Below are 23,085 nucleotides of genomic sequence, written 5' to 3'. Positions count from 1 at the left end.
GGCGTTCCGGTCCCGGCTACATTCGCGGCGTCCGCCATCCCCGCGGCACCATAGGACCATGAAGGAGCAGTTCGACGCATTGGAGGCACGGATCGCCAAGGCCCTGGAGGGCGGCGGCAAGGAGCGCATCGAAGCGCAGCACGGGAAGGGCAAGCTCACCGCGAGGGAGCGCGTGCACCTCCTCCTGGATGAAGGGAGCTTCCAGGAGATCGGCCAGCTGGTGACCCACCGCAGCACCAATTTCGGGCTGGACAAGCAGAAGTTCCTCGGAGATGGCGTGGTGACCGGCTATGGCACCATCGACGGGCGCCTGGTGTACGTGTTCTCGCAGGACTTCACCGTCCTGGGCGGCTCGCTGGCAGAGGCGCATGCCCAGAAGATCTGCCGCGTGATGGACCTGGCCATGCAGAACGGTGCCCCAGTGATCGGGCTCAACGACAGCGGCGGGGCGCGCATCCAGGAGGGCGTTGTTTCGCTGGGCGGCTATGCCGATATCTTCTTCCGCAACGTCAGGGCGAGCGGTGTCATCCCGCAGATCAGCGCCATCCTCGGCCCTTGCGCCGGTGGGGCCGTCTACAGTCCTGCCCTCACCGATTTCGTGCTCATGGCCGAGGGCACCAGCTACATGTTCGTCACCGGCCCCAATGTGGTGAAGACCGTTACGCACGAGGAAGTGAGCAGCGAGGACCTCGGTGGCGCAAGCACCCACGCCAGCAAGAGCGGCGTGGCCCATTTCACGGCCGCGAACGAGATCGAGGCCATCCGGCAGCTGCGCCAGCTGGTGGGCTACATCCCCAGCAACTGCGAGGAGGAGCCCCCCGTGCTGCCCTACACGCCGGGCGATGAGCTGCGGCCCGAGTTGGATGCGATTATCCCAGAGAACCCCAATCATCCCTACGACATCCGCCAGGTGATGAACGCCGTGATCGACCCGGACAGCAGCATGGAGGTGCACGCCGAGTACGCCCGCAACATGGTGATCGGCTTCGCCCGGGTGGGAGGCCGCACGGTGGGCTGCGTGGCCAACCAGCCCGCGGTGCTTGCCGGCGTGCTCGACATCGATGCCTCCATCAAGGCCGCCCGCTTCGTCCGCTTCTGCGATGCCTATAACATCCCCCTGCTCGTGTTCGTGGATGTTCCGGGCTTCCTGCCGGGAACCGACCAGGAGTGGCGCGGCATCATCAACCACGGCGCCAAGCTCCTCTATGCGTTCAGCGAGGCCACCGTACCCCGCATCACGGTCATCACGCGCAAGGCCTACGGCGGCGCGTACGATGTGATGAACAGCAAGCACATCGGCTGCGACATGAACTTCGCCTGGCCCAGTGCGGAGATCGCCGTCATGGGCGCCAAGGGCGCTGCCGAGATCATCTTCAAGGGCGAGATTGCCAAGGCCGATGACCCCGCAGCGAAGTGGCAGGAGAAGGAGTCCCAGTACAGGGAGCAGTTCGCCAACCCCTACGAGGCGGCCGCGCGCGGCTATGTGGACGAGGTGATCCGCCCATCGCAGACCCGCTTGAAGGTGATGGCCGCCCTGGACATGCTGCGCAACAAGGTGGACAAGCTCCCCCGCAAGAAGCACGGGAACATCCCGCTCTGACCCTGTGCGGACCGGGCGCAGCGCCGGTGCTGCGGTGGTTGAGCGCACCACGTGGATCGGCCCTGCCCCCGCTTCAGCCCAGCGCCACCGTTCATGGCCGGGGGCCTTAAGGCTCCTGCATGCTTCCATTGAAGCTGCACCGGATCACCCGTTCCCGCAGCGCGGGTGTAAGCGATGCCGCCCATCACGCTGAAGCGCTGCGTGCGCGACCGGCCCCTCTCCGGGGCTGGTAGCCAGGACGGGTGCCATGCCCTGGTCGTTAAGCCTTGTGAACGCGCCGAACGGGAGCCGGGGGGGCCGCGTTAACTTGCCACCTTATCTCACCTTCAAACCATGCTGCTGAAAATCGCTGCCACCGCTGCCATGGGCCTGCTGGCCGTTGCACCCCACGACCCCCTGCCCGATCTCCAGCTGGGCGCTGCCCTGCCCAAGGGCGAGCACGCCATGAAGGATGTCTCCGGCCGATCCATGGCGCTCAAGGACCTGGTCGGTTCCAAGGGCTTGCTGGTCATCTTCTCATGCAATACCTGTCCGTTCGTAGTGGGCTCCGAGGGCAGCGAGGGATGGGAGGGCCGCTATCCTGAGCTGGCGGCCTTCGCGCAGCGCTACGGCGTGGGCGTGGCCTTCGTGAACAGCAACGAGGCGAAGCGCGATGCCGGTGATTCATTCGCGGATATGCAGGCGCGCTACAAGGAAAAGGGCTACCGTGGCGCGTACCTGCTCGATGAGGGCCATGCCGTGGCCGACGCTTTCGGTGCGCGCACGACGCCCCATGTCTTCCTCTTCGACAAGGAGATGAAGCTCGTTTACAAGGGCGCCATCGATGACAACGTGGCAAAGGCTGCGGAGGTGAAGGAGAAGTGGCTGCACAATGCCATCGCGAACCTCGCGGAGGGCAAGGCCATCGATCCGGGCATCACCCGCAACATCGGCTGCAGCATCAAGCGCATGCCGCACAAGCACTGAGCACTGCTCTTCATGGATGCCCGCCACGCGCCTGCGCAGGGCGGGCATCTTGTTTTCCACCGTGTCCGACGCCGCGGCCCGGGCGCGGCGCAGCGCGGCGGCTCCGGAGATCCGTTGATAATTCGGGCGCCCGGACCGGCTGTTGGGGGTTTCCTTTGCAGGAAAGGCATCCCCGATGAACGTCCTTCTGATCGGCAGCGGCGGCCGCGAGCATGCGCTCGCGTGGAAGATCGCGCAGAGCTCCCTCCTCGATGAGCTCTATGTGGCCCCCGGGAACCCCGGCACCGTGCGCCATGGCCGCAACGCGGAGATCGCCCTGCATGATCCGAAGGCCTTGCGGAGCTTCCTGCTCGAGAAGCGCATCCGGATCGTGGTGGTGGGGCCGGAGGCACCGCTGGTTGCCGGGCTGCACGACCGGATCGCCGCTGATCCCGAGCTGAAGGGGGTCACCGTAATCGGCCCCAAGGCAGAGGGCGCCCGGCTCGAAGGCAGCAAGGACTTCGCCAAGGAGTTCATGTTCCGTCACAACATCCCAACGGCCGCGCACCGCACCTTCGTGAAGGGACAGCTGCAGGAGGCGCTCGATCATCTCGACCGCGTGAATGCGCCCTATGTGGTGAAGGCCGATGGCCTGGCCGCGGGCAAGGGCGTGGTGATTACCAACGACAAGAAGGAGGCCGCGAAGGCCCTGCGCGAGATGCTGCAGCAGGGGCGCTTCGGCGAAGCCGGCGAGCGCGTGGTGATCGAGCAGCACCTCAAGGGCATCGAGTGCAGCGCCTTCCTCATCACCGATGGGGACTCATTCAAGATGCTGCCTGCCGCCAAGGACTACAAGCGCATCGGCCGCGGGGATACCGGCCCCAACACAGGCGGCATGGGTGCCGTATCGCCGGTGCCGTTCGCCGACAAGGAATTCATGCAGAAGGTGCACGATCGCATCGCCGCCCCAACGGTACGCGGCCTGAAGAAGGACGGCATCCCCTATTGCGGCTTCCTCTTCATGGGCCTGATGAACGTGGATGGCGAGCCGTACGTGATCGAATACAACGTGCGCTTGGGCGATCCCGAGACCCAGGCCATCCTGCCACGGCTGAAGAGCGATCTTCTCGACCTCTTCGAAGGCATCGCCACCGGCACCCTCAGCGAGCGGCATGTGGATGTGGATGACCGGACGGCGGTGAGCATCGTGCTGGCAGCGGAAGGCTACCCCGGGGAGCATGAGACCGGCATGGAGGTGGGGGGCTTGGAACTGGTACGCGACGCCTACGTGTTCCAGGCCGGCACGAAGCAGGTGGGCGAACGGCTGGTCACGAGCGGAGGCCGCATCATGGCCGTCACGGGCATGGGGAAGGACCTGGAGTCCGCCATCGCCTCGGCCTATCGCGCCGCAGCGGTAATCGCCTATGAAGGGAAGTACATGCGCGATGACATCGGGCATGACCTGGTGAAGCAGCCCGCCTCCAGGCCGGCTGCGCAGCCCCGCTGAATCAGGCCAGGGTATTGTCGGCCTTGGCCTTGCGGTTGTACCTGCCCTGCTGGTTGAGCCAGTACACCAGGCCCACGAAGAGCAGGCCGGAGATCATGTAGACGGGCGCCCAGCCGAGCGCGGTGATGAACGTGAAGGTCCACTCCAGGAAATGGCCGAGGCCGAACGCGAAGTCTTGCATGGCTTGGTCGCTTGAGGCGCGGCGAAGATAGGCCGGGGCTTCTGGAACGGCCACCATGCCATCGCCGCAATCCGGTTCCGCGGCATCGCCCCGCTGCCGACCTTCGCGCACCCGCCATGCTTGCCGCATTCTTCCGTAGCAATCAGCCGGCCGTGCTGCTGGCGGCGCCAGTGGTGACCGCGCTGCTGTTCGCCCCGGCGTTCTGGCAGGCCCCGACGGTCTCCCAGCCGGTCATGCCGCTGGCTGCCCTCGTCGGCAGCTGGCTCACCGCCCCATGGTCGAGGACGCTGGCCGGGCTTGTCCTGGTAGCGCTGGTGGCAATCCAGCTCGCCGCATTGCTCAATGCTTTGGAGCTCCTGGATCGCCGCAATCACCTCGCCGTGGTCCTCTTGCCGGTGATCCTGGCCGGCCTTGGCGGGCTCGGCTGCTTCGATCCCGCCCTGCTGGGCATGCCGTTCGTGCTCATGGCCATGCGGCGTGGGTGGGCCATCACCAACACCGGCACGGCCTTGTCGCCATTGTTCGATGCTGGCCTGCTGCTCGGACTCGCCGCGCTATGTTACCTGCCTTATGCCTTTCTCTTGGCGGTCCTCTGGGCATCGACCTCCGTGATCCGTCCCTTCGCTTGGCGGGAGTATGCGTTGCCGGTACTGGCCATGGTCCTGGTCTTCTACTTCGCTTGGGGGGTGCTCCGCTTGGCCGGTGAGCTGCCTTGGCGGCCCCTGCTCACCGTGATGCCGGACGATCCGCATCCCTTCGTGGCCGTGGGCGGGATCCGTCTCGCATTCATCGCTTTGCTGGCACTGCTGCTCCTGCTCGGCTTCGCGGCATTCTTCCGCAGCTATGCGCAGAGCGTGATGCGCGGGAAGAACCTGCGGTCGGCGCTCATGGCGCTGGCCTTGGCGCTGGCGGTGGTCATGGCGCTGCTCGCGCTGCTCAAGGGTGGGTTCCCCGCTGTGCTTCCCGCCGTGCCGGCAGCGGTCCTGGTCTCCTACCTGCTGCTCAATCCCCGCCGAGCCTGGCTGGGCGAGGCGGCAGCCTGGAGCCTTGCGGTCCTGGCGCTCTGGATACGATGGGGCTGAACTTCCACGAACGGCTGCGCGCCGCATGCATCCTGCTGCTCATCGCGGGCTCAGGCCCCATCGCTGCGCAGACGATAACGGTGGTGGATGCCAGTTCGCTGCTGCCATTGGAAGGGGCGCACCTGACCAGCGACCTGCCGGGGACCGCCGCCACCACCGACGCCAAGGGCCGGGCCTCCATCGCAGGCTTCGCAGCAGCGCGTGCGATCCGCGTTGCGCACCTCGGCTACCTGCCGGCATCAATAGCCCCGGATGCGCAGGACGGCGCGATCGTGCGGCTGCAGCGCCAGGCCGTTGGGCTGGATGAGGTCGTCATCTCCGCCAACCGCTTCGAGGACCGCAGACGCGACGTGCCGGAGCAGGTGGATGCTATCGGGCGAGAGCGGATGGGCTTCCTGAACCAGCCGACCACGCCTGGCCTGCTGGAGAGCAGCGGCACGCTCTACGTGCAGCGCAGTCAGATGGGCGGTGGCAGTCCGGTGATCCGCGGCTTCGAGGCGAGCAGGGTCCTGCTCGTCGTGGACGGCGTAAGGCTCAACAACGCCATTTACCGCGCCGGCCATTTGCAGGATCTGATGACCGTGGACCAGAACGCCTTGGCGCGCATCGAAGTGATCAGCGGGCCGGGCTCGGTGGTGTACGGCAGCGATGCGCTGGGCGGGGTCATCCACCTCATTACCCGCCAACCCCGATTCCGCGACACCACGGGCACGGGCCTCCATGGTGCGGCGCTGCTGCGCTTGAGCTCCGCCAATGGGGAGCGCACCGGCAGTGCCACGCTGGAGCTGCGCAGAAGGCGGATCGCGTCGCTCACCAGCATCACGGCCAGTGGATTCGGCGATCTGCGCGCCGGCTCCGTGCGCGATCCCCGTTACGGTGACTGGGGCGTGAAGCCCTTCGTGGTGCGCACCATCGATGGCCGCGATTCCGTGTTCGCCAACCCCGACCACCGGGTACAGGCCCCGACCGGCTATGAGCAGCTCGACATCCTGCAGAAGCTTCGGCTGCGGACCGGTGCGGTGATGCATACGGTGAACGCTCAGCTGAGCACGAGCAGCGCCATTCCCCGCTACGATCGACTGAGCGAGTACGCCGCAGACAGCTCGGGCCGGATCATCCCGGCCTACAGCGAGTGGTACTATGGGCCGCAGCAGCGGTTCCTGCTGGCCTACACCCTGGAGGCCCAGCGCGCACAGGGGGCCTTCGGCCGGATGCGCCTCACACCGTCCTACCAGGCCATCGCTCAGAGCCGGCACTCCCGGAGCTTCGGGAGCAGCCGCATCGGCCGCCGCTTCGAGCGGGTGCAGGTGCTGGGCCTGAGCGTCGACTTCGAGAAGCGACATGGCCGCCACCAGCTGCGCTACGGCGCTGAGGCGTATGCGAACAGCGTGGGATCCGAGGCGCATCGCGAGCACATCAGCACCGGGGAACGCACCTACCTCGGCACCCGCTATCCCAGCGGTGGCGCTGCGATGAGCAGCTTCGCTGCCTATGCCATCGATGCGGTGAGCTTGGGTGAGCACTGGGTGCTTACCGGCGGCTTGCGCGCAAGTCACGTCGGCCTGCAAGCCCGCTTCGATGACGACCAGGGCTACCGCTTCCTGCAAGGGCGGTTCACGCAGCGCAATGCGGCCCTCAACGGCCGCCTCGGAGCCGTATTCACCACCAGCACCGGCTGGCGTTTCACCGCCCTGCTGAGTTCGGGGTTCCGCGCGCCCAACGTGGATGACCTGGCCAAGGTCTTCGACAGCACGCCGGGCACGGTGGTCGTCCCTAATCCTGACCTGCGCCCGGAACGCACCGTCAATCTCGAGGCGGGTGCAGCCAGGACCATCGGCGAGCGGTTGCATGTGGAGGCGGTCGCCTTCCGCACCTGGTACATGGATGCGCTGGTGGTGGAGCCCTTTCGCTACAACGGCCTCGATAGCATCGACTATGACGGCACCTTGAGCCGCGTAACAGCCTTAACGAATGCCCGGCAGGCCTACTTGCTCGGCGCACAGGGCAGACTCTCGCTGGCCGTCACCAAGGCGCTGCTGCTCACTGCGGGGCTTACGCACACCTACGGCCGCGTGCGGACCGCAGGCGGACCCCGCCCCTTGGACCATGTGCCCCCAACCTATGGCCGGGCCGGCCTGCTCCTGCGCGCGAACCGGCTGGAGGCGGAGGCCTATGCGCTCTTCAATGGCTGGAAGCGGCTTTCCGATACGGATGCCACCCCGGGGAGCGAGGACAACCTGCAGTATGCCACGCCCGATGGCACGCCCGCTTGGTGGACCATCAATGCCCGCTGCTCCTTCGCCCTCAGCAGCCGCCTCCAGCTGCAGGCCGCCATGGAGAACATCGCCGACCATCATTACCGCACCTTTGCCAGCGGGGTGAGCGCACCAGGGCGCAATGCGCAGATCAGCCTGCGGGTGCACTGGTGAAGGCGGCGGGCTACCTTCGCCGCATGAAGTTCGGCGTCGTCACCTTCCCTGGCAGCAATTGCGATGAGGACATGATCCACGTGCTGGAAACGCTCTTCCAGCAGCCCGTGGAGCGCCTCTGGCACAAGGAGCACAACCTGAAGGGCGTGGACATGGTGGTGCTGCCCGGCGGATTCAGCTACGGCGACTACCTGCGCAGCGGTGCCATCGCGCGCTTCTCGCCCATTATGCAGGAGGTGGCCGCGCATGCCAGGAAGGGCGGGCTGGTGCTCGGTGTGTGCAATGGCTTCCAGGTGCTCTGTGAGGCGGGGCTGCTGCCCGGCGCGCTGCTGCACAACGCCGGACAGAAGTTCATCTCGAAGAATGTCTTCATCCGGCGCGGCACGGCCGATACCGCGCTCACCAACGCGGTGCCCGACAAGGCGCTGAAGATCCCCATCGCTCACGGCGAAGGCCGCTACCACGCGGATGCCGATACGCTGAAGGCACTGAAGGACAGCGACCGCATCCTCTTCCGCTATTGCGACGAGCAGGGCAAGGTGACCGAGGAGGCCAACCCCAACGGCAGCAAGGACAACATCGCCGGCGTGTGCAACAAGGGCCGCAATGTCTTCGGCATGATGCCGCACCCGGAGCGTGCCTGCGACGAGCGGCTGGGCAATACCGAAGGAAGGAGCCTGTTCGAGTCCTTGCTGAAAGCGGTTCCCGCCTGATCAAGGCACCAGGCTGCGCATCACGGGCCGCAGGCTCTTGGTCTTCCATAGGTCGATCGCTCCGGAGGCAGTACTGAGGCCGGTGCCTTTCCAGCCCGTGAATTCCTGTCCTTCGGAGGCACGCAGCTCGATCCGCATGGGCACGCCCTCGAAGCAGCGTACAGCATGCTTGCCTGGTGAGAGCGCGAGCCCTTCGAGCAGCAGTTGGCCTTGATCGGCGCGTGGCGCTTCGATCACCGTTTCGTGCAGGCGCCGCCTGGTGCTTTTAGCCAGGTGCGCGAAGAGGTGCGCAGGGCGTTGCGCTGCGAAGCCCTTCATCTCAGTGAGCGATGCTTCCGGCGTGGGCATGTCGAGCTGCAAGTCCCAGCGCTTGAAGTCGGCGGCGAGGTCGTCGGTATGCGCGTGATAGAGGCTGTCAGCGATGGCGGGGACCTGCAGGAATGCCGTTGCTTGCAGCGCGGTGATGCGCGCCAGCAAGCGCTGCTGCAATTCCGCATGCGCGAGCAGCTGCGGTACGAAGGGCGTTTCGGGCAGCGTGGCCAGCGACATGCGCTGCACGCTGTTCTCGTGCGGCGGCGCCCACAGGTCCAGGTCGAAGAGCACCCAGCGCCAGCGGCCATCGCGCTCGCGCGGCCGGTAGCAGCGCACGTTCAGTTCATGATCGGCACGGCCCGTCCAGAGGTCGATGCACGCGAGGTCGATCAGGCTCCGCGTGTCGATCACCGCCTCGATGCTGTCGATGGAGGCGCCGCGCACCAGCAGGTCGCGCGACCGGAGGAAGTGGTCGTCCTTGCCGCTGCGCTCGGTGGCAGCCGGCCCTTCCAGTACATCGAGGGCTTCGGCGTTGCTGCGTTGCTTCAGCCATTCGGCATCCTTCGCGGGCATCCAGCGGTAGAGGCCCCAGTATGCGCCGTTGAGGTAGAGCGGCTTCGCCACGGAGGGCTGCACCAGCGCATGCAGGTTGAATCGCTGCACGAGCTGCTCCATCACCGTATTGCGCAGGAAGGCGTTGGGTGAGGCATCGGCGCGCAGGACGCCCTCCTGAACGCGTGTGCCGTCGCTGAAGGCGAAGCCGGCTGAAGGGCTGTCGTATCGGTTACGCGCGTGGAGCTTGAAGGAGCGCTTGCCCAGGCTGCGCGATCCGCTTCCGAAAAGGCGGACGCCCACGGGCGTGGCCATGCTGTCGATGCGCGCGATGGCGCTGCGCTCCCAGGGCATGCCGTGCCGGGTGTGGTTCTGTGCCGCGCCAGGGTTGTAGATGCCGGTGCTGTCGCCCCACAGGTCCTGCGGATCCAGGGCGAGCGCGAAGCCTTCACCGACATGGCCATTCGCCGGCACCAGGAGAACGGATTCTTCTCCAACGAGGCGATCATGCTGCAACGCGATGGCGCGAACAACATTTCCGGGCGTGACATCCACGGGTTCCACATAAAGGGTGGCAGCGCTTCCGCGCGGGTCGCTGCCGTCAACTGTGAAGCGCACTTCGCCTTCGGCCGTTGCGATCAAGCGGCCTTGGACATCGAGTGTGAGCTGCGGCGCGTTGCTGAAGCCATGCGCGATGTTGCTCGCCTTGTTCGCTGCGCCGGGTGTGGGCTGCGCGAAGAGGCTCCAGGCCTTCTGGCCATCAGGCGCACGGCCCATGCTGGTGTTGGCGCGCAGGGCCGGATAGGAGAAGAGGTCGGCGATCGTGAGCCCATCGGGCGCGATCAGCAGCACCGCGCCTCCTTGCTTCTCCAAGGTGAAGCCCAGGTGCTGCCCGCCGCGCTCCGGGTGCCCGTCGCACAGCAGGAGCAAATGGCCCTTGGCCTGAACCCGCAACGGCGCATCGATCACGTGCTGCCGGCCGTTGATGGCGATGCGCCAGTCCAGCAGGTCAATCGGGTTCGCGCTGGTGTTGAAGAGCTCGATCCAATCGGGCGTGCGGCCTTCGGCGTCTGCGTAGCAGCCGTGGTTGCTGGCGCAGAGCTCGTTGATCAGCAGGCTCTGGCCATGCGCGAGCATGGTGGACAACCCGAATGAAACGGCCAGGACAATTCGCACGCGCCGAAAGTAGAGCGCTTGGTCTTGTGCCTCAGCGCACCTCCGCCCCAGGCCCGATCACCTCCTTCGGCTGCACGAATACCAGCTTGCCGGTGGCATCCTCGGCCATCAGCACCATGCCCTGGCTCTCCACCCCGCGCATCTTCCGGGGCTCGAGGTTGGCCACCAGCACCACCTGCTGTCCGGGCAGTTGCTCCGGCGCGTAGTGCATGGCGATGCCGCTGACCACGGTGCGTGGTGATGCTTCACCGATGTCGATGCTCAGCTTCAACAGCTTGTCGGCCTTGGGTACGCGCTCGGCCGCCACGATGGTTCCCACGCGGAGGTCGAGTTTCGCGAAGTCGTCGAAGGCAATGTTCGCCTTAGCCACTGTGGCGGCATGAGCAGAACCAGGAGCAGGGGCAAGGGCAGAGGCAGGGGTTGTCTCGACCGGCGCATTCGCATGCAGGCGATCGATCTCCGGCTGGATCTCCGCGTCGGTGATGGGCTTGAAGAGGTGCTCTGGCTTGCCCAGCGCCTGGCCTTCACCGATCAGGTCACTGCGGAAGGCCTCGCTCCACGGCAGCACACCGATGCCCAGCATGCGGCGCAGCTTCGCGGTGGTGTGCGGCAGGAAGGGTTCGAGCACGATGCTGAGCACCGCCGCGATGTTCAGGCTATTCGCCAGGATCGTGCGCGTGCGCTCGGGATCGGACTTCTCCAGCTTCCACGGCTCGCTGTCGCTGAGGTAGCGGTTGCCAGCGCGGGCCACGTTCATGGCGCTGCCCAACGCATCGCGCAGGCGGAAATGGTCGATGTGCCTTGCCACCTCCTCCACGCTGCCGTGCACCGCACTCCACAGCGCTACATCCATGTCGAGCTTCTCACCGGAGGCGGGCGCCTTGCCCTCGTAGTACTTGTGGCACAGCACGAACACGCGCTGCACGAAGTTGCCGATGATGGCCACGAGCTCGTTGTTGTTCTTGTCCTGGAAGTCCTTCCACGTGAACTCGCTGTCCTTCTGCTCGGGGATGATGGTGGCCAGGCAGTACCGCAGCTCGTCCTGCCGCCCGGGCCAGCGCTCCAGGTACTCGTGCAGCCACACGGCCCAGTTGCGGCTGGTGCTGATCTTCCGCCCTTCGAGGTTGAGGAACTCGTTGGCCGGCACGTTCTGCGGCAGCACGTAGCCGCCGTGCAGCTTCAGCAGGATCGGGAAGATGATGGCGTGGAAGACGATGTTGTCCTTGCCGATGAAGTGGATGAGCCTAGTATCGTCAGCCTTCCACCATTTCTCCCAATCGGTTGGCTGTCCCTGAGCCTGTCGAAGGGCAGCCCAGCGCTTGGTGGCGCTGATGTAGCCGATGGGCGCGTCGAGCCACACATAAAGCACCTTGCCTTCGGCACCGGGCAGTGGCACGGGCACGCCCCAGTCCAAGTCGCGCGTCATGGCCCGGGGACGCAGACCGTCTTTCAGCCAGCTGTTGCACTGGCCCAGCACGCTCGCCTTCCATTCCTTGGGGTCGTGGTGCTGCGCGCCATCGAGCATGCCGGTGTTGATCCAGGTGTCGACCCATTGCTGGGCCTCGTCCATCTTCAGGTACCAGTGCTGGGTGGGCTTCAGCACGGGCTTGGCGCCGCTGAGGGTGCTGCGCGGATCGATCAGATCCTTGGGGCTGAGGGCGCTGCCGCACTTCTCGCACTGGTCGCCGTAGGCATCGGGGTTGCCGCAGGTGGGGCAGGTGCCCATGATGTAGCGGTCGGCAAGGAACTGCTTGGCTTCCTCATCGAAGTACTGCTGCTCCTCCTGCACGCTGAATGCGCCGTTCTCCAGCAGCTTCAGGAAGAAACCCTGCGAGGTCTCGCGATGCAGCTCGCTGCTGGTGCGGTCGTAGATGTCGAAGTGGATGCCGAAGTCCTGGAAGGCATGGCCCATCAGCGCGTGGTAGGTGTCCACGATGGCGCGGGGCGTGGTGCCCTCCTTCATCGCGCGGATGGTGATGGCCGCGCCATGCTCGTCGCTGCCGCAGATGAAGAGCACCTCCTTGCCGCGCTGGCGCAGGTTGCGCACGTAGATGTCGGCGGGCAGGTAGGCCCCGGCGATGTGGCCGATGTGCAGCGGCCCGTTGGCGTAGGGAAGGGCGGCGGTAACGGTATGGCGGGCGGGTGACTTCACAGGGCGGGCGCTTCGGACCGCGAAAGTACCGGGTATCAACAGTTGGTGGTTGTCAGTTGGAGCCGCCGCTACCACAAGATCGTCGGAGCCCGCAGGCACATTCGCAGCACCGCATCCATGTCCGTGCTCATGCCGCCCCCCCTGCGCCCCGGCGACACCATCGCCATCGTCCCCACTGCGCGCGCCATCACCGCGGAGGAGCTGCGCGACGGCATCGCGCTCGCCGAGGGCTGGGGCCTTAGGGTGAAGCTGGGCGCGGGCATCGGACGCAAGCGTTTCCAGCAGGCCGGCACCGCCGAGGAGCGCGCCGCCGATCTCCAAGCCGCGCTGGATGACCCCGCCGTCCGCGCCATCTGGTGCGCCCGCGGCGGCTACGGCACCGTGCACCTGCTGGACCACCTCGATCTTTCGGCGCTGCGCCGCGACCCCAAATGGATCGTGGGTTTCAGCGACATCACCGTGCTGCATAATGCCCTGCACAACATCGGCATCGCCAGCCTGCACGCGCAGATGCCCTTCAACATCGGGGCGAAGACAGAGGCCACGCGGGAGACGCTGCGGGCCGCGCTGTTCGGGGAGATGTTCCAAGTGGTGGCCACGAGCTTCGGGCCACGGGCCACGGGCTTGAGCGGGGACGCCAAGCCCGTGGCCGGCAGCCCATGGCCCACAGCCCGCGTCGGCCAGTGCGAAGGCGTATTGATCGGTGGCAACCTCTCCCTGCTCTACGCCCTGCGCGGCACGCCCTACGACATCGACCCGCGTGGCAAGATCCTGTTCATCGAGGACCTCGACGAGCTGCTCTACCACATGGACCGCATGCTGCAGAACCTGCGGTTGGCGGGCTGGTTCAAGGGGCTGGCCGGGCTGATTGTGGGCGGCATGAGCGACATGCTCGACAAGAACCCGGACGATCCCTTTGGGAAGACCGCTGAGCGGATCATCGCCGATGCCGTGGGCGATTCCGCCTACCCCGTCTGCTTCGGCTTCCCCGCCGGCCACATCGACGACAACAGGGCGCTCATCTTCGGGCAGCAGGCGCGGCTCACCGTTGAGCCGGAGGGCGCGATGCTCACCTACAGCCAAGGGCATACCATCTGATCGTCAGGCGATTGAACCGCCCGCTCAGGCAGGCGATGGGCCGGTAGCAGGCAGGTCGACCCGAAGGGCCGACCTGCCTGCTACCGGTTCCGCAGTGCGGGTGCGCTGCGCGTCAGTTCCGCTCGAACTTGTTGAAGCCCGCTGGAATCTCGAACAGGGCCGGCTTCTGCACGGCCTTGGTGACCTGCTTCACCTCCAGGCGGCTCACCTCGGCCCCATCCAGCTTGTGCTCCACGCCCAGCATGGGGAATACGCCCTTGGCATCCTTGATCTGCAAGAAGAACACCGCCTGCTCGTCCTTGCGGTTCAGTGTCTCGAGCAAGGGGATGAAGAAGTTGAATTCGTCCGCTGCCACCCAGTAGGTGATCACGCGGTCCTCCTTGGTGCTCTTCACCACCCACTTCTCGCACTTGTAGCCGGCGATGTCCTTCAGGTCGGAGGTTTTCTGCACCTGCGTCTCCACGTCCTTGGGCAGGCGCATGTTGGGCACATCCATGTACAGCTTGCGCTCGGGGCTCAGGGCGGTCACGGTCTTGTCGTGGGTATCCACCAGCATGATGCCCTGCACCTCGCCGCGGGCGCTCACCTCCTCGATGCGGACATGCTCGCCTTTCACGTAGTACTTGTAGGTGGTCACCACCGGCCCGGTGGTCTTGGTGAACTCAATGACCCCCTCGAAGGCCTGGGCGCTCAGGGAGTTGCCCATCCCTGGAAAGGCCAGGGCGGCGAGGAGGAGGAGGCGTTGGGGGAGGAGCATGGGCAATCGGTTTTCCGGCTGAAGAGCGGCGCGGCCGTGGTCGTTGAAGTGCTCGGTCGGGCGGATGTTGCCCAATTTTAGGGCCTTCAACGGGGCGGTGGCTGCATGGTTACGCACCTTTTCTCTACAGATGGCCGAGCATAACCGCACCGGCGCCGAGGGTGAGCAACTGGCGTGCCGTTACCTGGAGGAGCGCGGCTTCGAGGTGCTGGAGCGCAACTGGACCCACGGCAAGCTGGAGATCGACATCGTGGCACGGCACGAGCGCTGCATCGTGTTCGTGGAAGTGAAGACCCGCAGCACCAGCCAGCACGGCGAGCCCGAAGAGGCGGTGAAGAAGGGCAAGCGCGGCAAGCTCATCAAGGCTGCCAATGCCTATATCCTGGCCACCGGGTGCGACCTTGCGGCCCGATTCGACATCGTGAGCGTGATCTTGCACCCCTCGGGGAAGCCCTACATCCACCACATCCCCGACGCGTTCTATCCCACCAACCATGACAAGCCGTTCTAATCCCGGCCGCGGCCGCCAGCGCAGCAGCAAGCCATCGCCCAAGCCGAAAGCCGACGAGCGCCCCGGCGCCCGGGCCGATGGCACGCCCCATTCCAAGCGCTTCGGCAAAAGGCCGCCCAAGGCCGTGCGCGAAGGAGGAAGCACGGAGCGTCCGAAGCGAACGGACGAACGGCGGTTCGAGGGGGGGCGCAAGGCCGCGGCTCCATCCGGCCGGGACGATCGCCCGGCTACGCGGCGTGCAGACCGGGAGGGCGGTGAACGCAAGCCGCCCTATAGGAAGCCGGGGCCCGGCAAGGGCGGTGCGAAGGAGCGTTCCGGCAGCTACCGGGGAAGGCCCAAGCCCGAGCCGCGCGGAGAGGATGATGGCAGCATCCGCCTGAATCGCTACCTCGCCATGAGCGGCGTAGCCAGCCGGCGCGATGCCGATGCGCTCATCAAGGCCGGCGTGGTCACCGTGAACGGCCAGGTGGTGACCGAGCTGGGCACCAAAGTGAAGCCCACCGACAAGGTGCACTACGGCGGCCAGCGCCTCAGCCGCGAGACCAAGCGCTACGTGCTTCTGAACAAGCCCAAGGACTTCCTCACCACCACCGAGGACCCGCGCGATCGTCGCACGGTTATGGCCTTGGTGGAGCAGGCCTGCGCAGAGCGCATCTACCCGGTGGGCCGCCTGGACCGCAACACCACCGGCCTGCTGCTGCTCACCAACGACGGCGACCTGGCCAAGAAGCTCACCCATCCCAGCCACGGCGCCGAGAAGATCTACCACGTGACGCTGGACAAGAGCGTGACCAAGGCCGACCTTGACCAGCTGGTTGAAGGCGTGCCCTTGGAAGATGGCCCCGCCCGCGCCGATGAGGCGCGTTATGTGGAAGGGGCCAGCCGCCGCGAGGTGGGCCTTAAGCTCCACATGGGCCGCAACCGCGTGGTACGCCGCATGTTCGAGGCCCTCGGCTACGAGGTGGTGAAGCTGGATCGCGTGGTCTTCGCGGGCCTCACCAAGAAGGACCTGCCGCGCGGGAAATGGCGGCACCTGAGCGAAAAGGAGGTGCTGTTCCTGACCAAGCGGAAGTAGCCCCCCTTCGGCCTGCAGGTAACACCGCGCTGTGAACGAACAGCACGGGAATTGCCGTTAGCCCCTTCAGGGCGCCGGTAGCTTGCGCACCTTCCCCATGCTGCGCAAGGCCCGCACCTTCCTCCTCGCGTTCGCTGCGGTGCTCGTGCTGGCTGCCGGCGTACTTGCGGTCATCGCCACGGCGTATGAGGATGAGGTGAAGGCCCGGCTGGTGGGTGCGGTGAATGAGCGCCTGCTCGCCCCCGTGAGCGTGAGCGGCATCGATCTCACCCTGTTGGCGCGCTTCCCCAGCGCCAGCATCCGGCTGCGCGATGTGAAGGTGGATGAGGTGCGCACCGATGGGCGCCCCCCCGATACACTGCTGGCAGCCGAGGAGCTCTTCCTGGAGTTCAACCTCCTCGACCTCTTCGGGGGCGACTACACCGTGCAGCGCATCCATGGCAGCGCGGTGCGGCTCTATCCCGGCCTCGATGGCCATGGAGCCGAGAACTTCCGCATCTGGCGCGTCGACTCCGGCGCCACCGCCGATTCGCCCATTGCGCTGGAGGAGCTGAGCGTCGATGGGCTGGTGCTGCGGTACACCGATGCGCGCTCGGGCCTGCTGGTGCGCGCACGCAGCAAGGCCCTTGCCCTGGCTGGACGTTTCGGAGCGTCCAGCGAGGTCCGGCTGCTGGGCGATGCCCATCTTGACCGGTTGGAGCGCGGCGGCCGCGTGCTGCTCAGCGACCGGGAGACCCAGCTTGCGCTCCGCATGGCCTTCGGCGAAGGCGCCTTCCGCATCACGGAGGGAGAGGTGCAGCTGGGCCGGGTGCCGCTGCAGCTCAGCTTGGCCGTGCTTGCCGGGCCCAAGGGAAAGGAACTGGAGCTGCGGGCCAGCGGCCTGGGCCTTGACCTGGAGCGCACCGTGGAGCAGCTGCCAGCGGCCCTGCGCACCCCCATCGACCGCTTCAGCCTGAGCGGCGAGCTGGACCTTGCAGTGCGCTACGGAGGGCTGCTGGACGGCCCTGGGCCGGCCCTGTCCATCGGCGCCAAGGTGAACAAGGCGAAGCTGAAGGAGAAGCGCAGCGGCGCAGCGGTCACCGATCTTTTCGGAGAGCTGGCCCTTGACCTGGGGCCTGATGGCAGCGTGCGCCGGTTGAAGGTGAAGGACCTGAGCGCACGCAGTGGCAGTGGAACCTTGCGCGCCGACTGGACATCGGGCGGCGTGCGCAATGCCCAGGTAAAGGCCGACATCCGGTGCGACATGGGCATCGCCGAACTCCTGCGCATCGCGGGCGTGGATACCCTGGAGCTGGCTTCCGGCCGGCTCACGGCCGACCTGAAGGTGCAGGGCAACCTGCGCGACATGGCCGATCTGCGGCCCGCTGACCTGCGGGCGCTGAAGGTCACCGGCCACGCGGCGCTCTCCGACGCCACGCTAAAGGTGAAGGGCATCCGCCACCGGGTGGAGCAGCTGCACGCCGAGCTGGCCCTCCAGGGCAACGATGCCACCGTGCGTGGGCTGAAGGCCGTGGTGCAGGGCAGTCCCATCGAGTTGAGCGGCACGCTGCGGAACCTGCTGCCCTTCGTGCTCTTCGAGCAGGAGCGCCTGGTGATCGAGGCCAAGGGCAGCAGCGAGCGGCTCGACCTGGCAGCGCTGCTGCAGAGCGATGCGCCCAAGACCGGCAGCAGCGATTACGCGCTGGTGCTGCCCGCCACCATCGAGCTCGACCTGCGCGCGCAAGTGGATGAGCTGCTCTTCGAGGACTTTCGGGCCACGGGCATCAACGGAACCATCCGCCTGAAGGACCGCGTGCTGCGTGCATCGCCGGTAACTTTCAGCACTGCCGAGGGCGCCGTACTGGGCAGCCTGGAACTGGATGCGCGTGGCGGTGAGCGATCCGCTTTCTATCCACTCGCCATCGATGCGCAGGTGAAGGACATCGAGGTGAAGGCCCTCTTCCGTGAGTTCCGGGATTTCGGGCAGGACTTCATCGGCCATCGGCACCTCAGCGGCACCGCCCGCGCCAGCATCGTCTTCCGCGCGCCGCTATCGCCTGCCATGAAGCTCGACCGCGACCGCATCGCCTGCACCATCGACATCGCGGTGGACAACGGCGCGATCAAGGAGCAGCAGCAACTGCTCGCCGTTGCCGACTACCTGCGCAAGAACAAGCTGGTGGCGCCCTTCGTGGATACCGATGAGTTGCGTAAGCGATTGACCGAGATCCGCTTCGCCAGGCTCGAGAACCGCATCGAGATCCGCGACGGCGCGGTGCATGTGCCGCTGATGGACGTGCGCAGCAATGCCCTGGACATCGAGCTGGCCGGCACGCATTGGTTCGACGACCGCATCGATCACCGCCTCAACTTCCGCCTCAGCGACCTTTTCCGCCTGGGCAAGCCAGCCAAGGATGAGTTCGGTCCCATCGCCGACGATGGCACCGGCATGCGCGTATTCCTGCGCATGCGCGGCACGGCGCAGCAGCCCATCTTCGAGAACGATGGCGCCATGGCTGCCACCAAGCGCCGCGCGCAGTTCCAGCAGGAGAAGCAGGAGCTGCGCGCCATCCTCCGGGAGGACATCCTGGGCAGGAAGCCGGAAGGCACATTGGCGGAGAAGCAGCGCGAGAGCACCCATGGCCGTATCGTCATCGAACCGGATAGCGCCGCCCCGCCGGCGCTGGTGCAGGATAAGCCGCGCAGGGGCATCGACCGCCTCTTCAAGGACGAGAAGGAGAGGGACGAGGGCGGGAAGGTGACGGTGGAGGAATAAGGGGATTCAACGTCCCGGATAGCGACCTTCACCCCGTGGATCTGTATTCGCGCAAGCAACGCTGGAAGCTGGTGCTGGCCGCCGTGGCCATGCTCCTCGTGGGCGCCTCGCTGTGGTACAGCAGCCGCATCGTGGAGGATATCCGCGCCGAGGAGCGCAGAAAGGTGAGGCTCTGGGCCGAGGCCGTGCAGAACCGCGCCGAACTGGTGAACTACACCGAACGGCTCTTCGAGCGGCTGCGCGATGAGGAGCGGAAAAAGGTGCAGCTGCTGGCGGATGCCATGCAGCGCCTGGGGCGCGCCGAGGAGACCGACTTCTCCTTCTACCTCCGCGTGGTGAGCGACAACACCACCGTGCCCGTGGTGATCGTGGACGCACGTCGCGAGGTGAAGTTCCACCGCAACCTCGACACGGCCGTGGTCAACCACCCCGATCGCCTGCGGGCCGAAGTGGACAGCATGGCCGCCTTGCGTCCGGCCATCGAGATCGCCATCCATGGCAATCAGAAGCAGTACCTCTACTACAAGGACAGCAAGGTGTTCACCGAGCTGCAGGAGGTGATGGATGGCATCATCCGCAGCTTCATCTCCGAGACCGTGATGAGCACCGCTGCCGTGCCGGTGATCTACACCGACAGCACACGCACGCGCATCCTGGAGACGGCGAACGTGGAGGAGGAGGTGCGTGCGGATACCGCCGCCCTGGGCGCCCGGCTGGCGGCCATGGCCCAGGTGAATGCGCCCATCGCCATCGACCTGCCCGGCAAGGGGCGCAACTACATCTTCTACGAGGAGAGCCTCGTGATCCGGCAGCTCCGCTACTTCCCCTATGTGCAGCTGGCCATCCTCGCCCTCTTCCTGCTGGTGGCCTACGCGCTGTTCAGCGTGTTCCGCAATGCCGAGCAGAACCAGGTGTGGGTGGGCATGGCCAAGGAGACGGCGCACCAGCTGGGCACGCCCCTCAGCTCGCTCATGGCCTGGATCGAGCTGCTCAAGCAGCAGGATACCGACCCGGCGGCCATCGCGGAGATGCGCAAGGACCTCGACCGCCTGGAGGTGATCACCGAGCGCTTCTCCAAGATCGGCTCGGCGCCGGCCCTCGCGCCCGAGAAGCTCTACCACACCCTGCGCGCCACGGTGCTCTACCTGCGTCCGCGGCTGCCGGCGCGAGCCCGCATCGAGGTGACCGCTCCGCAGGACACCGAACTGCAGGTGCCGCTGAACCGCCCGCTCTTCAGCTGGGTGATCGAGAACCTCATCCGCAATGCCATCGATGCCATGGAGGGCGAGGGCTCCATCGCCATCGAGATCGTTCCCGAGGCCGGGCAGGTGCACGTGGACGTGACCGATTCCGGCAAGGGGATCCCGTCCGCGCAGCACCGCACCGTCTTCCAGCCCGGCTTCACCACCAAGAAGCGCGGCTGGGGCCTGGGCCTGTCCCTGAGCAAGCGCATCATCGAGCAGTACCACGGCGGCCGCATCTTCGTCAAGCGGAGCGCGCCGGGCAAAGGCACCACGTTCCGCATCACCCTCAAGACCTGAGCACACCCCCATGCAACCGAGCACCAAGCAACCGCCCTGGCAGCGACTGAGCCGCATGTCGGCCATGATCTTCGGCCTGCTGCTGGCCTATGCCTGCTACCGTTACAACGCCGATTTCGGAATCGGAGGCCCCGCGTTCCTGCAGGGCTGGCACGTGACCACGGACATGATCCTCTACCTGGGGGCGCCCCTGGCGGTCACCATGCTCCTCAATCGCTTCGCCCCGATCCGCACGAACAGGCTCTGGATCACCGCCCTGGTGCTGCAGGCGGTGACGGTGTACGTCCTCGCGGACCTGCACTACTGGCGGTTCCCGGCACCCGGGCTGGAGGCCTCGTACTCCGACCTCTGGGCGCGCTTGCTGGACTAGGCCATGGCCGGCCTATACGTGCACATCCCGTTCTGCCGGAAGGCCTGCACGTACTGCGACTTCCACTTCAGCATCTCCACGCGCGGGCGCGAGGCGGTGCTCGGTGCCATGCATCGCGAACTGGAGGCGCGCAGCGCTGAGCCGGCTGCGCCGCTCGGAACGATCTATTTCGGCGGCGGCACCCCCAGCCTGCTCGCGCCGCAGGCGATCGGGGCCTTCGTGGAGCAGGCGCGCCGCTTGCTCGCCGTGGAAGCCGGCGCCGAGGTCACCTTGGAGGCGAACCCGGATGACATCACCGAGGCACGGCTGGAGCAGTGGCGGGCCATCGGCATCACGCGGATCAGCCTCGGTACACAGAGCTTCCGCGAGGACCGGTTGCGGTGGATGGGCCGCGCGCATGACGCGGACCAGGCCCTGCGCAGCATCGGGCTGATCGCAAAGGCCGGATTCGCTTCCTGGACCATCGACCTCATCTACGGGCTGCCGGGCATGACCTTGCAGGAGTGGGAGGAGCAGCTCCGCATCGCCCTCGACCACGGCCTGCCGCACCTCAGCGCCTATTGCCTCACGGTGGAGCCCCGCACGGCGCTGGCCCACCAGGTGGGGAAGCACCTGGTGGCCATGCCGGGCGACGAGGCGCAGAGCGACCAGTTCGAGCTGCTGATGCAGCGCATGCGCGAGGCCGGCCTGGAGCATTACGAAATCAGCAACTTCGGCCGTCCGGGGCACTGGTCACGGCACAATACCAGCTATTGGGAAGGCGTGCCCTACCTGGGCATCGGGCCTTCCGCGCACTCCTTCTTCGGCACCCGCCGCCGCTGGAACGTGGCGAACAACGCACGGTACGTCCATGGCGTGGCCGCCGGCGCCGGTTACTGGGAGGAGGAAGCGCTCACGCGCGCGCAGCGCACCAACGAGCGGCTGCTCACCGGCCTGCGCACCAGCCGCGGCGTTGAACTGTCGATGCTGGAGCTCGACGTGCTGCGCCTTCAACGGGCCGCCGTTGACCGATGGATGCGCACCGGGCATATGGAGCTGCGCGATGGGCGGTTAGTTTTGACCGGAGCGGGCAGGCACTTCGCGGACCGGATCGCAAGCGACCTGTTCATCGTGGACGATGCTGGCTGATATCATGCACCGCGGGCGCCGCTTCAAGGTCGACCTTTCCCAGCCGATCGACCTCTCGCTCCCGTTGGCTGCGGGGGATACCGGTCCGCGCGCCTGGCACGTGGGGCCCGTGGCCATGGAACCCGTGCGCATGGGCGACCGCGTCTTCGCCGTCAGGGAGGGTGCGCCGGTGAACTTCCGCGACGTGCGCTTCAACCCGCACGGCCATGGCACCCACACCGAGAGCGTGGGCCATATCAGCCCCGAGTGCCATCCGGTGGGCGGTCTCCTCAAGCGGTATTTCTTCACGGCCCAGATGGTGAGCGTGAGGCCGGAGGGCCGGAGGGCCCCCGATCAGCGCGAGGACCGCGTGATCACCTTGGAACAGCTGCGCAGCGTGGTGAGCGAGCGTCCGCCCGAGGCACTCGTGATCCGCACCCTACCCAATGATGAGGGCGCCGCCACCCGGCAATGGAGCGGCAGCAACCCCTGCTACCTCCAGAGCACGGCCTGCGCCTGGTTGCGCAGCATCGGCGTCAAGCACCTCCTCCTCGACCTGCCCAGCGTGGACCGCGAGGAGGACGGCGGGGTGCTGGCAGCGCACCATGCCTTCTGGGACTTCCCCGCATCGGTCGACCTGGAGCGCACCATCACCGAGCTCATCCATGTGCCGACCGCTGCGGCGGACGGCGACTACCTGTTGGAGCTGCAACTGCCGCACTTCATCAACGATGCGGCCCCGAGCCGTCCGGTGCTCTACGCGGTGCTGCCATGACCATCGAAGAGCTGCAGGCCCATTGCAGCACCAAGTCCGGTGTGAGCTGGGATGCACCCTTTGGGCCCGACGTGCTGGTGTTCCGCGTGGCCGGGAAGATCTTTGCACTGGCACCGCTCGATGTCTTCGCCACCATCAACCTGAAGTGCGACCCGGAGCGCGCCATCGAGCTGCGCGAGCGCTACCCGGGCATCGTGCCCGGCTACCACATGAACAAGCGGCATTGGAACACGGTGGAGGTCACCGGGTCCGTCCCGCGCAAGCTGCTCCTCGAGCTGGTGGACCACAGCTATGCGCTGGTGCGGGCCAGCCTGCCGAAAAAGGTGCGCGAGCAGCTCGATTAGGCCGGGACCGGCGAGCAGCCGCCCGCAGCAGGTGGTGCACGGCCGCCCTGTGGCCCACCAAGGGGCCGCGGCGCATTGCCGACGGCCTGCGCGGGCCCAATAC

General features: G+C 66.5%; 19 protein-coding genes. 15 read left to right on the top strand and 4 right to left on the bottom strand.

Features of this window, described 5'->3' with window-relative positions:
- The first annotated feature begins 58 nt into the window (after positions 1-58).
- From QY325_12040 to purD, 3 genes are all read left to right on the top strand, one after another.
- Positions 59-1,600 (top strand): acyl-CoA carboxylase subunit beta, encoded by a 1,542-nt coding sequence (locus QY325_12040; protein WKZ65489.1) that lies wholly within the window; start codon positions 59-61, stop codon positions 1,598-1,600.
- A 333-nt stretch (positions 1,601-1,933) separates the two neighbouring features.
- Complete coding sequence (locus QY325_12035; protein WKZ65488.1) at positions 1,934-2,566, top strand: thioredoxin family protein; 633 nt, start codon at positions 1,934-1,936, stop codon at positions 2,564-2,566.
- Positions 2,567-2,741: 175 nt separating this feature from the next.
- Positions 2,742-4,052 carry a phosphoribosylamine--glycine ligase gene (gene purD / locus QY325_12030; GenBank protein ID WKZ65487.1) on the top strand — a complete coding sequence of 437 codons (1,311 nt, stop codon included), beginning with the start codon at positions 2,742-2,744 and terminating at the stop codon, positions 4,050-4,052.
- A gap of 1 nt (position 4,053) precedes the next feature.
- Here purD and QY325_12025 read toward each other — a convergent pair whose 3' ends face one another.
- On the bottom strand, positions 4,054-4,233 hold the full coding sequence (locus QY325_12025) for a hypothetical protein (GenBank protein ID WKZ65486.1): 180 nt from the start codon (positions 4,231-4,233) through the stop codon (positions 4,054-4,056).
- A gap of 116 nt (positions 4,234-4,349) precedes the next feature.
- Here QY325_12025 and QY325_12020 point away from each other — a divergent pair, with 116 nt between their 5' ends.
- The 3 genes from QY325_12020 to purQ are packed head-to-tail and all read left to right on the top strand — an operon-like array spanning position 4,350 to position 8,457.
- Positions 4,350-5,315, top strand: a complete 966-nt coding sequence (locus QY325_12020; protein ID WKZ65485.1) for a hypothetical protein — start codon at positions 4,350-4,352, stop codon at positions 5,313-5,315.
- Positions 5,306-7,744: a TonB-dependent receptor gene (locus tag QY325_12015; protein ID WKZ65484.1), complete on the top strand. Its 2,439-nt coding sequence runs from the start codon at positions 5,306-5,308 to the stop codon at positions 7,742-7,744. The genes QY325_12020 and QY325_12015 overlap by 10 nt, the downstream gene beginning before the upstream one ends.
- Before the next feature lie 23 nt (positions 7,745-7,767).
- Complete coding sequence (purQ, locus tag QY325_12010; protein WKZ65483.1) at positions 7,768-8,457, top strand: phosphoribosylformylglycinamidine synthase subunit PurQ; 690 nt, start codon at positions 7,768-7,770, stop codon at positions 8,455-8,457.
- Here the strand turns inward: purQ and QY325_12005 are convergent, their stop codons facing one another.
- Together QY325_12005 and metG are read right to left on the bottom strand one after the other, a co-directional pair.
- Entirely contained in the window at positions 8,458-10,458 is a 2,001-nt protein-coding gene (locus QY325_12005; protein ID WKZ65482.1) for a CotH kinase family protein, read from the bottom strand. It abuts the gene before it with no gap.
- Between the two features lie 70 nt (positions 10,459-10,528).
- Complete coding sequence (gene metG / locus QY325_12000; protein ID WKZ65481.1) at positions 10,529-12,649, bottom strand: methionine--tRNA ligase; 2,121 nt, start codon at positions 12,647-12,649, stop codon at positions 10,529-10,531.
- A gap of 123 nt (positions 12,650-12,772) precedes the next feature.
- Between metG and QY325_11995 the strand changes: the two genes are divergently transcribed.
- Entirely contained in the window at positions 12,773-13,747 is a 975-nt protein-coding gene (locus QY325_11995) for an LD-carboxypeptidase (GenBank protein ID WKZ67980.1), read from the top strand.
- A 112-nt stretch (positions 13,748-13,859) separates the two neighbouring features.
- On the opposite strand, the gene QY325_11990 is transcribed toward QY325_11995, so the two are convergent.
- Positions 13,860-14,504 (bottom strand): DUF4412 domain-containing protein, encoded by a 645-nt coding sequence (locus QY325_11990; protein WKZ65480.1) that lies wholly within the window; start codon positions 14,502-14,504, stop codon positions 13,860-13,862.
- 130 nt (positions 14,505-14,634) lie between these two features.
- Between QY325_11990 and QY325_11985 the strand changes: the two genes are divergently transcribed.
- From QY325_11985 to QY325_11950, 8 genes are all read left to right on the top strand, one after another.
- A complete protein-coding gene (locus QY325_11985) occupies positions 14,635-15,015 on the top strand; it encodes a YraN family protein (protein ID WKZ65479.1) in 381 nt (126 codons plus the stop codon).
- Positions 15,016-15,385: 370 nt separating this feature from the next.
- On the top strand, positions 15,386-16,090 hold the full coding sequence (locus tag QY325_11980; GenBank protein WKZ67979.1) for a pseudouridine synthase: 705 nt from the start codon (positions 15,386-15,388) through the stop codon (positions 16,088-16,090).
- 97 nt (positions 16,091-16,187) lie between these two features.
- The gene (locus QY325_11975; protein ID WKZ65478.1) at positions 16,188-18,845 is read left to right on the top strand and encodes an AsmA-like C-terminal region-containing protein; all 2,658 of its coding nucleotides are present in this window, start codon (positions 16,188-16,190) and stop codon (positions 18,843-18,845) included.
- Positions 18,846-18,880: 35 nt separating this feature from the next.
- Positions 18,881-20,386 carry a HAMP domain-containing sensor histidine kinase gene (locus QY325_11970; GenBank protein ID WKZ65477.1) on the top strand — a complete coding sequence of 502 codons (1,506 nt, stop codon included), beginning with the start codon at positions 18,881-18,883 and terminating at the stop codon, positions 20,384-20,386.
- A gap of 10 nt (positions 20,387-20,396) precedes the next feature.
- Positions 20,397-20,756: a hypothetical protein gene (locus QY325_11965; protein WKZ65476.1), complete on the top strand. Its 360-nt coding sequence runs from the start codon at positions 20,397-20,399 to the stop codon at positions 20,754-20,756.
- Positions 20,757-20,759: 3 nt separating this feature from the next.
- Complete coding sequence (gene hemW, locus QY325_11960; GenBank protein WKZ65475.1) at positions 20,760-21,884, top strand: radical SAM family heme chaperone HemW; 1,125 nt, start codon at positions 20,760-20,762, stop codon at positions 21,882-21,884.
- Positions 21,874-22,638 (top strand): cyclase family protein, encoded by a 765-nt coding sequence (locus tag QY325_11955; protein WKZ65474.1) that lies wholly within the window; start codon positions 21,874-21,876, stop codon positions 22,636-22,638. Before hemW ends, QY325_11955 begins: the two co-directional genes overlap by 11 nt.
- The gene (locus QY325_11950) at positions 22,635-22,982 is read left to right on the top strand and encodes an MmcQ/YjbR family DNA-binding protein (protein WKZ65473.1); all 348 of its coding nucleotides are present in this window, start codon (positions 22,635-22,637) and stop codon (positions 22,980-22,982) included. Before QY325_11955 ends, QY325_11950 begins: the two co-directional genes overlap by 4 nt.
- Positions 22,983-23,085 lie beyond the last annotated feature (103 nt).

This window comes from Flavobacteriales bacterium (genome assembly GCA_030584065.1).
In the GTDB taxonomy this organism is placed as follows: Bacteria; Bacteroidota; Bacteroidia; order Flavobacteriales_F; family PHOS-HE28; genus PHOS-HE28.
This window is presented reverse-complemented; position numbering and strand designations above follow the sequence as displayed.

What these genes read in the sequence shown, in the direction of transcription:
- QY325_12035 (WKZ65488.1), top strand. Translation starts at nt 1,934, where the DNA reads ATGCTGCTGAAAATCGCTGCCACCGCTGCCATGGGCCTGCTGGCCGTT.
- QY325_12025 (WKZ65486.1), bottom strand. Translation starts at nt 4,233, where the DNA reads ATGCAAGACTTCGCGTTCGGCCTCGGCCATTTCCTGGAGTGGACCTTC.
- QY325_11990 (WKZ65480.1), bottom strand. Translation starts at nt 14,504, where the DNA reads ATGCTCCTCCCCCAACGCCTCCTCCTCCTCGCCGCCCTGGCCTTTCCA.
- QY325_11955 (WKZ65474.1), top strand. Translation starts at nt 21,874, where the DNA reads ATGCTGGCTGATATCATGCACCGCGGGCGCCGCTTCAAGGTCGACCTT.
- QY325_11965 (WKZ65476.1), top strand. Translation starts at nt 20,397, where the DNA reads ATGCAACCGAGCACCAAGCAACCGCCCTGGCAGCGACTGAGCCGCATG.
- QY325_11950 (WKZ65473.1), top strand. Translation starts at nt 22,635, where the DNA reads ATGACCATCGAAGAGCTGCAGGCCCATTGCAGCACCAAGTCCGGTGTG.
- QY325_12005 (WKZ65482.1), bottom strand. Translation starts at nt 10,458, where the DNA reads ATGCTCGCGCATGGCCAGAGCCTGCTGATCAACGAGCTCTGCGCCAGC.
- hemW (WKZ65475.1), top strand. Translation starts at nt 20,760, where the DNA reads ATGGCCGGCCTATACGTGCACATCCCGTTCTGCCGGAAGGCCTGCACG.
- purQ (WKZ65483.1), top strand. Translation starts at nt 7,768, where the DNA reads ATGAAGTTCGGCGTCGTCACCTTCCCTGGCAGCAATTGCGATGAGGAC.
- QY325_12020 (WKZ65485.1), top strand. Translation starts at nt 4,350, where the DNA reads ATGCTTGCCGCATTCTTCCGTAGCAATCAGCCGGCCGTGCTGCTGGCG.
- QY325_12040 (WKZ65489.1), top strand. Translation starts at nt 59, where the DNA reads ATGAAGGAGCAGTTCGACGCATTGGAGGCACGGATCGCCAAGGCCCTG.
- QY325_12015 (WKZ65484.1), top strand. Translation starts at nt 5,306, where the DNA reads ATGGGGCTGAACTTCCACGAACGGCTGCGCGCCGCATGCATCCTGCTG.
- QY325_11985 (WKZ65479.1), top strand. Translation starts at nt 14,635, where the DNA reads ATGGCCGAGCATAACCGCACCGGCGCCGAGGGTGAGCAACTGGCGTGC.
- QY325_11975 (WKZ65478.1), top strand. Translation starts at nt 16,188, where the DNA reads ATGCTGCGCAAGGCCCGCACCTTCCTCCTCGCGTTCGCTGCGGTGCTC.
- purD (WKZ65487.1), top strand. Translation starts at nt 2,742, where the DNA reads ATGAACGTCCTTCTGATCGGCAGCGGCGGCCGCGAGCATGCGCTCGCG.